At 72.1% G+C, this 12,956-nt stretch carries 14 protein-coding genes; 12 read left to right on the forward strand and 2 right to left on the reverse strand.

Features of this window, described 5'->3' with window-relative positions; all coding sequences use genetic code 11:
• The first annotated feature begins 78 nt into the window (after positions 1-78).
• The 12 genes from OG210_RS26150 to der all read left to right on the forward strand — a co-directional run bounded on the left by OG210_RS26150 (position 79) and on the right by der (position 11,435).
• Positions 79-1,248 carry a ParA family protein gene (locus tag OG210_RS26150; protein ID WP_327298425.1) on the forward strand — a complete coding sequence of 390 codons (1,170 nt, stop codon included), beginning with the start codon at positions 79-81 and terminating at the stop codon, positions 1,246-1,248.
• The gene (locus OG210_RS26155; protein WP_328335359.1) at positions 1,245-1,799 is read left to right on the forward strand and encodes a hypothetical protein; all 555 of its coding nucleotides are present in this window, start codon (positions 1,245-1,247) and stop codon (positions 1,797-1,799) included. The genes OG210_RS26150 and OG210_RS26155 overlap by 4 nt, the downstream gene beginning before the upstream one ends.
• A 77-nt stretch (positions 1,800-1,876) precedes the next feature.
• Positions 1,877-3,031, forward strand: a complete 1,155-nt coding sequence (locus OG210_RS26160; protein ID WP_328325186.1) for a segregation/condensation protein A — start codon at positions 1,877-1,879, stop codon at positions 3,029-3,031.
• Complete coding sequence (gene scpB, locus OG210_RS26165; RefSeq protein ID WP_371538928.1) at positions 3,028-3,639, forward strand: SMC-Scp complex subunit ScpB; 612 nt, start codon at positions 3,028-3,030, stop codon at positions 3,637-3,639. The genes OG210_RS26160 and scpB overlap by 4 nt, the downstream gene beginning before the upstream one ends.
• The gene (locus OG210_RS26170) at positions 3,639-4,823 is read left to right on the forward strand and encodes a pseudouridine synthase (protein WP_371538931.1); all 1,185 of its coding nucleotides are present in this window, start codon (positions 3,639-3,641) and stop codon (positions 4,821-4,823) included. The genes scpB and OG210_RS26170 overlap by 1 nt, the downstream gene beginning before the upstream one ends.
• 198 nt (positions 4,824-5,021) lie before the next feature.
• A complete protein-coding gene (locus OG210_RS26175; protein ID WP_328325182.1) occupies positions 5,022-5,759 on the forward strand; it encodes an NUDIX domain-containing protein in 738 nt (245 codons plus the stop codon).
• Positions 5,756-6,820, forward strand: a complete 1,065-nt coding sequence (locus OG210_RS26180) for an ADP-ribosylglycohydrolase family protein (RefSeq protein ID WP_328325180.1) — start codon at positions 5,756-5,758, stop codon at positions 6,818-6,820. Before OG210_RS26175 ends, OG210_RS26180 begins: the two co-directional genes overlap by 4 nt.
• Positions 6,821-6,973: 153 nt before the next feature.
• A complete protein-coding gene (aroH, locus tag OG210_RS26185; RefSeq protein WP_266858461.1) occupies positions 6,974-7,336 on the forward strand; it encodes a chorismate mutase in 363 nt (120 codons plus the stop codon).
• The gene (locus OG210_RS26190; RefSeq protein ID WP_328325177.1) at positions 7,333-8,418 is read left to right on the forward strand and encodes a prephenate dehydrogenase; all 1,086 of its coding nucleotides are present in this window, start codon (positions 7,333-7,335) and stop codon (positions 8,416-8,418) included. Before aroH ends, OG210_RS26190 begins: the two co-directional genes overlap by 4 nt.
• A gap of 157 nt (positions 8,419-8,575) precedes the next feature.
• A complete protein-coding gene (gene cmk / locus OG210_RS26195; RefSeq protein WP_371538936.1) occupies positions 8,576-9,280 on the forward strand; it encodes a (d)CMP kinase in 705 nt (234 codons plus the stop codon).
• Positions 9,281-9,333: 53 nt separating this feature from the next.
• Entirely contained in the window at positions 9,334-9,921 is a 588-nt protein-coding gene (locus tag OG210_RS26200) for a lysophospholipid acyltransferase family protein (RefSeq protein ID WP_371540492.1), read from the forward strand.
• Between the two features lie 65 nt (positions 9,922-9,986).
• Positions 9,987-11,435 (forward strand): ribosome biogenesis GTPase Der, encoded by a 1,449-nt coding sequence (der, locus tag OG210_RS26205; protein WP_328325173.1) that lies wholly within the window; start codon positions 9,987-9,989, stop codon positions 11,433-11,435.
• A gap of 41 nt (positions 11,436-11,476) precedes the next feature.
• Here the strand turns inward: der and OG210_RS26210 are convergent, their stop codons facing one another.
• Both OG210_RS26210 and OG210_RS26215 read right to left on the reverse strand, forming a co-directional pair.
• Positions 11,477-11,785: a hypothetical protein gene (locus tag OG210_RS26210; RefSeq protein ID WP_328325171.1), complete on the reverse strand. Its 309-nt coding sequence runs from the start codon at positions 11,783-11,785 to the stop codon at positions 11,477-11,479.
• A 178-nt stretch (positions 11,786-11,963) separates the two neighbouring features.
• The gene (locus OG210_RS26215; protein ID WP_328325170.1) at positions 11,964-12,755 is read right to left on the reverse strand and encodes a hypothetical protein; all 792 of its coding nucleotides are present in this window, start codon (positions 12,753-12,755) and stop codon (positions 11,964-11,966) included.
• Positions 12,756-12,956 lie beyond the last annotated feature (201 nt).

The following is a 12,956-nucleotide window of genomic DNA, read 5'->3' on the forward strand; positions in this document are numbered from 1 at the left end:
GTCGCCCATCGTCGGCATGGTGCCACGCTGACCTATCGATAAAGTTTCCTGGTCACGTCCAAGGAGGTAAGACGACTTGTGAATGAGTCGACATTTACTCCCGGGGGTGGTCGATCAGGAACGCCTGCTCGGGGCCACGGCCCTGCGGGGCACGAGGCTGTCGGCTCCGTCGCTGTCCGTGCCTCCGTGAGCCACCAGACCCACCCGCACATGACGACAGCCCACCAGAGTATGGACGGCCTACACGTGAACGCCAGGGCCGGCGACCGGAGTGGCGATACGACCACCCATCTCGCCGTCTACAACGAGGTACCCGAGGGTCACTTCTACGACCCCGACGCCGAGTACGAGCCCGACCCGGAGTACGCGGCCACGCTCGCCCCGGACGCTGCCCGCCAGCGCCGCGAGCGGATCGGCCCGACCGGACGGCCGCTGCCGTACTTCCCGATCCCAGGACCGCTGACCGATCACGGTCCCGCCAAGATCATCGCGATGTGCAACCAGAAGGGCGGCGTGGGCAAGACCACGTCGACCATCAACCTGGGCGCAGCCCTCGCGGAGTACGGACGGCGGGTGCTGCTGGTCGACTTCGACCCGCAGGGCGCGCTCTCCGTCGGTCTCGGTGTGAACCCGATGGAGCTCGACCTCACCGTCTACAACCTGCTCATGGAGCGGGGCATGGCGGCGGACGACGTCCTGCTCAAGACCGCAGTGCCCAACATGGACCTGCTGCCCAGCAATATCGACCTGTCGGCCGCCGAAGTGCAGCTCGTCAGCGAGGTGGCCCGGGAGTCCACGCTCCAGCGCGCGCTCAAGCCGCTGATGCAGGACTACGACTACATCGTGATCGACTGCCAGCCGTCGCTCGGTCTGCTGACCGTGAACGCGCTGACGGCCGCGCACAAGGTCATCGTGCCGCTGGAGTGCGAGTTCTTCGCGCTGCGCGGGGTGGCCCTGCTGACGGAGACCATCGAGAAGGTCCAGGAGCGGCTCAACCCCGACCTGGAGCTCGACGGGATCCTGGCCACGATGTACGACTCCCGTACGGTGCACAGCCGTGAGGTGCTCGCCCGTGTCGTCGAAGCCTTCGACAATCACGTGTACCACACAGTCATCGGCCGGACCGTGCGCTTCCCGGAGACCACCGTCGCCGGTGAGCCCATCACGACGTACGCCTCCAACTCGGTCGGCGCGGCCGCCTATCGTCAGCTCGCCAGGGAGGTGCTCGCCCGGTGTCACGCCGAGTGAGTCTGCCGGGGGCCGACGAACTGTTCCGTACGACCGGGGGGATGGCGCTCCAGTCGTCGTCCCCGCGGCGGCCGGTCAACGGCGAGGCGCGGATCCCCGGACCCGCGGGCGAGAGCGACCCGGCCGCACCGGCCGCGCCGTCCGCCGAGCGGGCCGAGTCCGCGGCGGGGGAGCACTCCACCGCCGCGGCGGAGACCACCGAGTCCCGCAGCAGGACCGCCGAAGCGGAGGCGGCCGCGGGCCGCAGACCGCAGGAGGCGCGGCCCATGACCGCGCCGGCGGCCCCGGCAGGCCAGCAGCGCCGCCGGGGCGGCGGCAGGGGGGCCAACCGGCGCCCCACCGGGCGTGAGCGGCACGACGAGAAGATCACGGTCTATGTCTCGGCCGAGGAGCTGATGGACCTCGAACACGCGCGTCTGGTGCTGCGCGGCGAACACGGCCTCGCCGTGGACCGCGGGCGCATCGTCCGGGAGGCGGTCGCCGTGGTGCTCGCCGACCTGGAGTCGCGCGGCGACGCCAGCATCCTCGTACGGCGGCTGCGCGGGCGCTGATACGACGGCTGCGCGGGCGCTGAGCGGCTGCGCGCCGGTGGCCTTCCCGCGCCCGTACTTCCGTACCCTGGACCGCAATGCCTGCCGCCGACGATTCAGCCCCGACCCGCCGCCGCGCCCTGGGGCGTGGCCCGGGGGCCCCTTCCGCGGGGCGGGGGATGCCGGAGCCCGGCGGGGCGCCGGCGGAGGACGTCCGGGAGGCGCCCGTACATGCGCCGGATCCTGAGCCCGCGCCCGAGCCCGTTCCCGATCCTGAGCCTGCACCTGCGCCGTCCCCCGTTCTCGACCCCGTACCTGTGCCGGTGTCGGGGGCCGTGCCCGAGCCGGAGCCTGCGCCCGATCCCGGCTCTGTGCCCCTGCCCGATCCCGAACCCGGCCCCGTGCCCCTGTCCGCTCCGGCTTCCGCTCAGGCGGCGGCCGGTGATCCCGACGAGCCGCGCGACGGCCGGTTCACGGTGCGGCTCACCAACTTCGAGGGGCCTTTCGACCTCCTCCTCCAGCTGATCTCCAAACACAAGCTCGACATCACCGAGATCGCTCTGTCCAAGGTCACCGACGAGTTCATGGCGCACATCCGGGCCATGGGCGCGGAGTGGGATCTGGACCAGACCACGGAGTTCCTGGTGGTCGCCGCCACCCTGCTCGACCTGAAAGCGGCGCGGCTGCTGCCCGCGGCCGAGATCGAGGACGAGGCCGACCTCGCGCTGCTCGAAGCGCGGGACCTGCTCTTCGCCCGGCTGCTCCAGTACCGCGCGTACAAGCAGATCGCGGACATCCTCAGCGACCGGTTCGAGGCCGAGGGCAAGCGGTATCCGCGGACCGTGGGCCTGGAGCCGCACCACGCGGCGCTGCTGCCCGAGGTCGTCATCAGCATCGGCGCCGACGGCTTCGCGAAGCTCGCCGTAAAGGCGATGCAGCCGAAGGCCGCACCGCAGATCTACATCGACCACATCCACGCCCCGCTGGTCTCCGTGCAGGAGCAGGCCGAGATCGTGGTGGCCCGGCTGCGCTCGTGCGGCGAGGTGAGTTTCCACACCCTCACCGAGGACGCGGCTGACACCCTCACCGTCGTCGCCCGCTTCCTGGCCCTGCTGGAGCTCTACCGGGAGAAGGCGGTCGCCCTCGACCAGCCGGAGGCGCTCGGTGAACTGCTGGTGCGCTGGACCGGCGGTGACGGCGCGGAGCCCGTGGTGACCGACGAATTCGATCAAGTGGTGGAGGAGACGGCATGAGTGATCTCAAGCCCGAACTCGAAGCGGTCCTGATGGTCGTCGATGAGCCGGCCACCGAAGAACACCTGGCCAAGGTCCTGGACCGGTCCAGACGCGAGATCGCCGACGCGCTGCGGGCGCTGTCCGACGAGTACACCGTGCAGGGCCGGGGATTCGACCTGCGGCTGGTCGCGGGCGGCTGGCGGTTCTACACCCGCCCCGAGTACGCGGCGGCCGTCGAGAGCTTCGTCCTGGACGGACAGCAGGCCCGGCTCACCCAGGCCGCGCTGGAGACCCTCGCGGTGGTCGCCTACCGCCAGCCGGTCAGCAGGTCCCTGGTCTCCGCGGTCCGCGGAGTCAACTGTGACGGGGTCATGCGGACCCTCCTGCAGAGGGGTCTGGTGGAGGAGGCGGGCGCGGAACCCGAAACAGGTGCGATCCTGTACAGGACGACGAACTACTTTCTGGAGCGGATGGGCCTGCGAGGCCTGGACGAGCTCCCGGAGCTCGCGCCCTTCCTTCCGGAGGCGGATGCGATCGAGGCCGAGACACAAGAAGGTGTGCCGTCGTTCGATCCGGATGCACCGTACGGTCCGGACACCGACGCAGACGACAAGACGGAACTTTGATGCGAAGCAACGGCAGGAACAGCGGAACCGGCAGCCGGGACAACCGGGGTGCGGGCGGGAAGCCGCCCCGTCGGACGTCCGGCGGTGCCGGCGGTGCCGGCGGAGGGCGCGGCGACAAGCAGGAGGAGCGTCCGCGCCGGCCCCGCCCCGAGGAGCGGCGTTACGACGTCGGCACTGGTTCCTCCGACGACCAGGGCCGCAAGCCCGCGGGCGGCGGCCGGGGCGGCCCCGCCGGCGGCGGCAAGTCCGGCGGCAAGACCGCGGGCAGCCGGGGTGCGGCCGCGCGCGGCGGCGCCAAGGGCGGCCCGAAGAAGAGCCCGCAGAGCCAGCCCCCGCGCCGCGGCCCGCACGGCCAGCGGGAGCCCTCCAGGCCGCGCGAGCTCGACGCCAAGATCGAGGAGCGCAACCGGGAGCGGCACAACAAGCCGCAGGTGAAGACCCCCAAGACCTTCCCCGGTGCCGAGGAGGAGGGCGAGCGCCTGCAGAAGGTGCTGGCCAGGGCCGGTATGGGCTCGCGCCGCGCCTGCGAGGAGCTGATCGACCAGGCCAGGGTCGAGATCAACGGCGAGATCGTCATGGAGCAGGGCCGCCGGGTCCTGCCGAAGGACGAGATCAAGGTCGACGGCCTGACCGTCGCCACCCAGTCGTACCTCTTCTTCGCGCTGAACAAGCCGGCCGGTGTCGTCTCCTCGATGGAGGACCCGGACGGCCGCCAGAATCTGGGCGACTACGTCAACAACCGCGAGACGCGGCTGTTCCACGTGGGCCGTCTCGACACGGAGACCGAGGGCATCATCCTGCTCACCAACCATGGCGAGCTGGCCCACCGGCTGACCCACCCCCGGTACGGCGTGAAGAAGACCTATCTCGCCGCGATCCAGGGCCCGTTGCCGCGCGACCTCGGCAAGCGGCTGAAGGACGGCATCGAGCTGGAGGACGGCTACGCACGCGCCGACCACTTCCGCGTCGTCGAGAACACCGGCAAGAACTACCTGGTCGAGGTGACCCTCCACGAGGGCCGCAAGCACATCGTCCGCCGGATGCTGGCCGAGGCCGGATTCCCGGTCGAGAAGCTGGTGCGGGTCAGCTTCGGCCCGATCGCGCTGGGCGACCAGAAGTCCGGCTGGCTGCGCCGCCTCACCAACACCGAGGTCGGCATGCTGATGAAGGAAGTCGGCCTGTAACAGCGGCCGCAGACGTACCCGGAACCCGGTCCCCGCTCCGTGCGGGGGCCGGGTTCTCTCTTGTCACGCTCCACCCGGCTGCTTTATGGTCAAGATGACCATAAAGAGGGTGGGCGCGCGGCCGCCCGGTGCACCGGGCCCACGGGGGTGGACCGGAATCCGGGAGGCCGTGCGCCGGCGGTGCCGGAGGGGGCGCACATGGAGGAACACCAGCTCCGCGCCCCGTACGACCCCTATGCCTTCACGCCGTTCGCGGTCGCCGTCGACCTGGCCGTCTTCACGGTCCGGGAGGGCGCGCTGCACGTCCTGCTGATACGGCGCGGTGCGCACCCGTACCTGGGCGCCTGGGCGCTCCCCGGCGGGTTCGTCCTGCCGGACGAGTCGGCCGAGGAGGCCGCCAGGCGCGAACTGGCCGAGGAGACCGGGCTGTCCGGTGAGACCGCCGCCGCGCTCCATCTGGAGCAGCTGCGGACGTACAGCGAGCCCGGCCGCGACCCCAGGATGCGGGTCGTCTCCGTCGCGTACGCCGCGCTCGTACCGGATCTGCCGGAGCCCCGGGGGGGCGGCGACGCGGCTCACGCCCAGTGGATGCCCGCCGGCCCGGAGCGCGCCCTCGCCTTCGACCACGCCCGGATCCTGGCCGACGCCCACCGCCGGATCGGCGCCAGGATCGAGTACAGCTGCCTCGCGACCTCGTTCTGCCCGCCCGAGTTCACCCTCGGCGAGCTCCAGCAGGTGTACGAGACGGTCTGGGGCACCGTGCTCGACCGCCCCAACTTCCGCCGCAAGGTCCTCGCCAGCCCGGGTTTCGTCGAACCGGTGCCAGGGGCCGCGCGTCTGACGGGCGGCCGGGGCAAACCGGCCGCCCTCTACCGGGCGGGCCCCGCCACCGCCCTGCACCCACCTCTGCTGCGCCCGGAAGGACGATCCGAATGAGCCCTGTCAGCCGTACCAGCCGAAGCCCCGTCAGCCGTGCCGGCACCGTCACCGGTCAGGCCGCGACAGGCGCCCTCATCGGGCTCGCCCTCGGGGACGCGCTGGGCTACCCCACCGAGTTCGACGACATTCCGTCGATCCTCGCCAAGTACGGTCCCTGGCGGCAGTTGGAGCTGCCCCGCCGGGCTCTGGTCAGCGACGACACCCAGATGACGCTGGCTCTGGGGCGGGCCCTGCGGACCGTGATGGACCGCGGGCTCCTCGAACCGTCGGCGACGGCGGCGGCGGTCCGGCAGGAGTTCGTCGGCTGGTACCACTCACCTGAGAACAACCGCGCGCCCGGACGCACCTGCCTGACCGCCTGCGGGCTCCTCGACAGCGACCGGCCCTGGCAGCGGGCGAGCCAGCCGCAGTCCAAGGGGTGCGGGGCGAACATGCGGGTCGCGCCGCTCGGCCTCGTACCCGGACTGAGCACCGAACAGCGCGCGGGCGCAGCCCAGTTGCAGTCCGCGCTCACCCATGGCCACCCCACAGCCCTGGCCGCGAGCGACCTGACGGCGCACGCGGTGTTCCTGCTGGCACACGGGGCCGAGCCGACGGGTCTGGTGGGGCAGCTGCGTTCGTACGCCATCGAGAACCGCACGCGCTACCACGAGCGGTGGCTCGGCGACCTCTGGACGTACGCGGGAGCCGCCGGGAGCGCGACCCCCGCCCACTTCATGGCACGCGGCTGGGACGACTGCCTCGCCGTCCTGGACCGGCTCGTCGACGCGCTGCGCGCACCCTCGCCCGAGACGGACCCCTGCCTGGCCACGGGCGACGGCTGGATCGCGGAGGAGGCCCTGGCCACCGCGCTGCTCTGCTTCCTGCTCTTCCCGGACGAACCGCTCCTGGCGCTGCGCAGGGCCGCCTGCACCCAGGGCGACTCGGACTCGATCGCCTGCCTGGCGGGCGCCTTCGCCGGAGCGCGCCTCGGCCCCGGCGCCTGGCCGCGGGAGTGGGCGGAACGGATCGAGTACCACGGCGAGCTGCTGGCGCTCGGGGCGCTCTGGGACGCCTGAGCCGGCAGCCAGGACAGCACAGTGGGGCCGCCGGTGCCCGTCCCCGTCTCGCAGGACGGGCGCGGGGGCCGGATGTCCGTACGGCTGACTACTCTGGACGGAGCCGGTGCGGCAGACGCGCGGCGGACGTTTCACGGGAGCAGGGAGCAGGACGTGGCGGTACGAGCGGTCAGGGGAGCGGTCCAGCTGGAGCGGGACGAGGCCGGACACCTGGAGGACCAGGTCGCCGCCCTCCTCACGGCCATCCTGGAGCGCAACGGCCTCGCCGTCGACGACCTGATCAGCATCTGGTTCACCGCCACCCCCGACCTGCACAGCGCCTTCCCGGCGGCTGCCGCGCGCGGCCTCGGCATCGTGGACGTCCCGCTGATCTGCGCCCAGGAACTGGACATCGCCGGGGCCATGCCGCGCGTCGTGCGGATCCTCGCGCACATCGAGAGCGACCTGCCCAGGTCCGGGATCAACCACGTCTACCTCGGCGCCGCCGGGGCCCTGCGCAAGGACATCGCCCAGTGAGAACCGCCCTCGTCATCGGGACCGGGCTGGTCGGTACCTCCGCGGCCCTCGCACTCGCGGGCCGGGGGATCACGGTCCACCTCGTCGACCGCGACGAGGCCCAGGCCCGTACCGCGGCCGCGCTCGGCGCCGGAACCGACGAACCGCTCGAAGGGCGGGCCGACCTCGCGATCATCGCCGTACCGCCCGCCCATGTGGCGACCACGCTGGCCGACGCGATGCGCCGCGGCGCCGCCCGTGCCTACCTCGACGTGGCCAGCGTGAAGAGCGGGCCGCGCCGCGAGCTGGAGGAGATGGGCTGCGACCTGGCCCCGTACATCGGTACGCATCCGATGGCGGGCAAGGAGCGCTCGGGCCCGCTGGCCGCGACCGCCGACCTCTTCGAGGGGCGGCCCTGGGTGCTCACCCCGACCCGGGACACCGAGACCGAGGTGCTGAACCTGGCCCTGGAGCTGGTCGCGCTCTGCCGGGCGGTGCCCGTGGTGATGGACGCCGAGGCGCACGACCGGGCCGTGGCCCTGGTCTCGCACACCCCGCAGCTGATCTCCTCGATGGTCGCGGCGCGCCTGGAACAGGCCGACGAGACGGTCGTACGGCTCTGCGGCCAGGGCATCAGGGACGTGACCCGGATCGCCGCATCGGACCCCCGGATGTGGGTGGAGATCCTCTCGGCCAACCCCGGTCCTGTGGCGGACGTCCTGACCGGGGTCGCCGAGGACCTGGACGAGACGGTACGGGCACTGCGCGCCCTGCAGTCCGCCGACGACGAGAAGCGGTCCACCGGGGTCGCGGGCATCGAGGACGTGCTGAAGCGGGGCAACGCGGGCCGGGTCCGGGTGCCGGGCAAGCACGGGGCCGCGCCGGCCGCGTACGAGGTCGTGGCGGTCCTCATCAGCGACCAGCCGGGCGAGCTGGCCAGGATCTTCGCGGACGCCGGCCGTGCCGGGGTCAACATCGAGGACGTACGGATCGAGCACGCGACGGGACAGCAGGCCGGCCTGGTGCAGCTGATGGTGGAGCCGAGCGCGGCCCCCGCCCTGGCCGCGGCGCTCCAGGAGCACGGCTGGGCGCTGCGCCAGTAGCGCCGCCCCCGGCACCGCCTCCAGCAGCGCCCGGCGGCCGGGCGCGGCGCCGCCGCCGGACGGCGTAACGGGACGGTCGCCCCAGCCAGTAACCTTGTGCGGGGCGCACCGGCGTCCCGCACATACCGCCCCGTGAAGCAGGAAGGTGTCCGTCACCGTGGAAACCGCCGCCCGGAAGACTCCGGCAGCAGTGATTGTCGCCATCGACGGCCCCTCCGGCACGGGCAAGTCCAGCACGTCGAAGGCCGTCGCCGCCAAGCTCGGGCTGAGCTACCTGGACACGGGCGCCCAGTACCGCGCGATCACCTGGTGGATGATCAGCAACGGGGTCGACGTGCAGGACGCCGCCGCCGTCGCGAACGCCTCGGCCAAGCCCGACATCGTCTCGGGCACCGACCCGGCAGCCCCGACCATCACCGTCGACGGCGCCGACGCCTCGGGGCCCATCCGCACCCAGGAGGTCACCGCCAAGGTCAGCGCGGTGAGCGCGGTCGCCGAGGTGCGGACCCGGATCACGGAGCTCCAGCGGGAGATCGCCGCCGCGGCCGAGGGCGGCATCGTCGTCGAGGGCCGCGACATAGGGACGACCGTCCTCCCGGACGCGGACCTCAAGGTCTTCCTGACCGCTTCCCCCGAGGCGCGGGCCGCCCGCCGCAGCGGCGAGCTCAAGGGCAGCCAGGCCGCAGGCCTCGCCGCCACCAGGGACGCCCTCGTCAAGCGGGACGCGGCCGACTCCAGCCGTAAGACATCGCCCCTCGCCAAGGCGGACGACGCGGTCGAGGTGGACACCACGGAGCTGACCCTTCAGCAGGTCATCGAGTGCGTCGTCACCCTCGTCGAGGAGAAGCGGGCCGCCAGGTGACACCACCCGGGCCACGCGGTGCCGCGGTCGGGCGGGGCATCGGCATCGGGCTGATGTACGGCCTGTGGCGGCCCCGCGTCCTCGGTGCGTGGCGGGTCCCGGCGAGCGGGCCGGTCATCATGGCCGTGAACCACTCGCACAACATCGACGGGCCCATGCTGATGGGAACGGCGCCCCGGCCGGTGCACTTCCTGATCAAGAAGGAGGCGTTCACCGGTCCTCTCGACCCGTTCCTTCGTGGCATCGGGCAGCTGAGAGTGGACCGTGCGACCGCCGACAGGGCAGCGGTCACGGACGCCCTCGGGGTACTCGCCGGCGGGGGTGTGCTCGGGATCTTCCCCGAGGGCACCAGGGGCGAGGGCGACTTCGCCTCGCTGCGCGCGGGACTCGCGTACTTCGCGCTGCGGGCGGGGGCACCGATCGTCCCGGTGGCCGTCCTGGGCAGCACCGGGCGCGGCGGACGCCTCGTGAGGGCGCTGCCACCGCTGCGCACCCGGGTCGACGTCGTGTTCGGCGAGCCCTTCGACGCGGGGGACGGCAGCGGACGGCGTACGCGCAAGGCGCTGGACGAGGCCACCGTACGGATCCAGCAGCGGCTCACCGGCCACCTGGAAAGTGCCAGGCGCCTCACCGGGCGCTGAGCGAGACTTGAGTAGTGGACCGCGCAACCGCGGTCCATCGATGACGCAACAGAGGAACGGACTTCATGAACGACCAGCACGACCACGGAGCACTCGGCGACGCCGAGTACGCGGAGTTCATGGAGCTCGCCGCGGAAGAGGGCTTCGACGTCGAGGACGTCGAAGGCGCTCTTGAGGAGGCCTCGCACGGCCCCCTGCCCGTCCTCGCCGTCGTCGGCCGGCCGAATGTCGGCAAGTCGACCCTGGTGAACCGCATCATCGGCCGCCGCGAGGCAGTCGTCCAGGACAAGCCCGGTGTCACCCGCGACCGCGTCACGTACGAGGCCGAGTGGGCCGGCCGCCGCTTCAAGGTCGTCGACACCGGCGGCTGGGAGCAGGACGTCCTGGGCCTGGACGCCTCGGTCGCCGCGCAGGCCGAGTACGCCATCGAGGCGGCCGACGCCGTGGTCTTCGTGGTCGACTCGACGGTCGGCGCGACCGACACCGACGAGGCCGTCGTCAAGCTGCTGCGCCGGGCGGGCAAGCCCGTGGTGCTCTGCGCCAACAAGGTCGACGGGCAGAGCGGCGAGGCCGACGCCAGCACGCTCTGGTCGCTCGGCCTCGGCGAGCCGCACCCCGTCTCCTCGCTGCACGGCCGCGGCACCGGCGACATGCTGGACGCCGTACTCGAAGCGCTCCCCGAGGCGCCGGCGCAGACCTTCGGCAACACGGTCGGCGGCCCGCGCAGGATCGCGCTCATCGGCCGTCCGAACGTCGGCAAGTCCTCGCTGCTCAACAAGGTCGCGAACGAGGACCGTGTCGTCGTCAACGAGATGGCGGGCACCACCCGCGACCCGGTCGACGAGCTGATCCAGCTCGGCGGCATCGTCTGGAAGTTCATCGACACGGCGGGTATCCGCCGCCGGGTGCACCTCCAGGAGGGCGCGGACTACTACGCGTCGCTGCGTACCGCCGCCGCCGTGGAGAAGGCCGAGGTCGCGGTCGTCCTGATCGACGCCACCGAGTCCATCAGCGTCCAGGACCAGCGCATCGTCACCATGGCCGTCGAGGCGGGCCGGGCGATGGTCATCGCGTTCAACAAGTGGGACAACCTCGACGAGGAGCGGCGCTACTACCTGGAGCGGGAGATCGAGACCGAGCTCGGCCAGGTCGCCTGGGCACCCCGGGTGAACGTCTCCGCGCGCACCGGGCGCCACATGGAGAAGCTGGTCCCGGCGATCGAGACGGCCATCAAGGGCTGGGAGACCCGGGTCCCGACCGGCAGGCTCAACGCCTTCCTCGGCGAGATCGTCGCCGCGCACCCGCACCCGGTCCGCGGTGGAAAGCAGCCGCGCATCCTCTTCGGTACCCAGGCCGGGACGATGCCGCCGCGGTTCGTTCTCTTCGCGTCCGGCTTCCTGGAGGCCGGTTACCGGCGCTTCATCGAGCGCCGGCTGCGTGAGGAGTTCGGCTTCGACGGCACGCCGATCCACATCTCGGTCCGGGTGCGCGAGAAGCGCGGCCGCAAGAAGTAGTCAGCCGCCGGGCCGGTGGCGTTCCGCTGGCCCGGCAGCCGTCACAGGCCTCGGCGCGGGCCCGGCGGCAGCGCGGGCCGCGCCTGCCCGGTGTTGTACTGGCGCTGCCAGGACCCGGGGTTCTCCGGCGGACGCTGCGCGCCGCCGCCCGTGTGCATCCCGCCCCCGTGCATCCCCGTGCCATGCGTACCTGAGCCGTGCATCCCGGTGCCGAAGGCCGTGAAGCCGGTGTGCTCCTCGTTGTTCCGGTCGCCGGGGAGCGTACGGAACGATCTGCGGTACTCGGAGTAGAGCGCGTCGTAGATCGGTGTGGCGGAACGGTTCCTCGTCGGCTCCTGCGACGGGCGCATCGCGGGAATCGGAGTCTGGTACGGCTGGCGGCTCGGCTCGTATGGGTGCACACAGGGGCCAACGACCCCGGGGCTCATCGGATGCGGGTCGGAAGTAACGGAATTTCCCCCGCAAACATGCCGGTAACCCCCGAACCGGAAATGGCTGGGGGTTTACCGGCGTCCGGTCATCCGGGTCTCAGGTACCGGCCAGGGGAAGAGCGGCCGCCACCAGCGCGCCCCGCATCGCCGCCCGCTCCAGAGCGTCACGCAGCAGGTCCTCGCGGCCCTGCTGACCGATCGAGCCCACCGGGGCCGCGAAGACCAGCACCGTGTGCGACTTGTTGGCCGCCGTGCGCCAGCCGTCGGTGACATGGAGCGGCTGGTGCGCCTGCCACCAGGAGACGGGGCTGCCACCGCCCGTACCCGGCTGGAGGATGGCGTGCAGCTGGCCCATGGCGAGCAGTACGGACCAGCCCGGCAGGGCGCTCGGCACCTGCTCCAGATCCGCCACGGGCCGGAACCCCTGCTCGGTGAGGAGCTCCAGGAAGTCGTCGCCCGTGCCGGTGGAGCCGGGCCGGACGACCGGCGCGGTCGGCTCGACGACCAGCGCCGGGCAGAGCTCGCCCTGGATCAGTACGAGACCGCTGGTGATGCCGAGCACGGCCTGCTCAGGACCTGCCGGGACCGGCGGGGCCTGCTGCGCGTCGGCGCCCTCGCCCGTGATGCTCCGTACGGCGCCCTGGAGCTGTGTCTCGGAGACCTTGACGACCTGTGAGGGGATGCAGGTGGCGTGGGCGAAGGCGAGCACGGCGGTCTCGTCGCCGACGAACAGCACCGTGCTGGTGCGCTCCTGCTCGGAGTCCCCGGGGGTACGGCAGGAGGTGCAGTCGTAGCTGCCCGGGGCGTTGTCCCCGGCGAGCAGGAGATCGGCTTCTTCGTCGCCGATCTCGGCACGTACGTCCTGGCTGACGTCGAGCATGCGCGGCACGGGTGGCTCCTCGAACTCGGTTCGTGCGCCGGGCAGTTCCCGGCCAACAAGAGAACAACGGGAGACCGGCTTCCGGGGTCACGCGTAAAGGCGGACGGAAATAGACAGGGGGACAGGGAGACAGGAGGGACAGGGGCGAGGCCCCGGGCGCCGGACCGGAGGGGGCGTCCGGGAGGGGCGCGTGGGCCGCCGACCGGGTGG

The sequence above is a fragment of the Streptomyces sp. NBC_00466 genome (genome assembly GCF_041433995.1).
Lineage (GTDB): Bacteria > Actinomycetota > Actinomycetes > Streptomycetales > Streptomycetaceae > Streptomyces.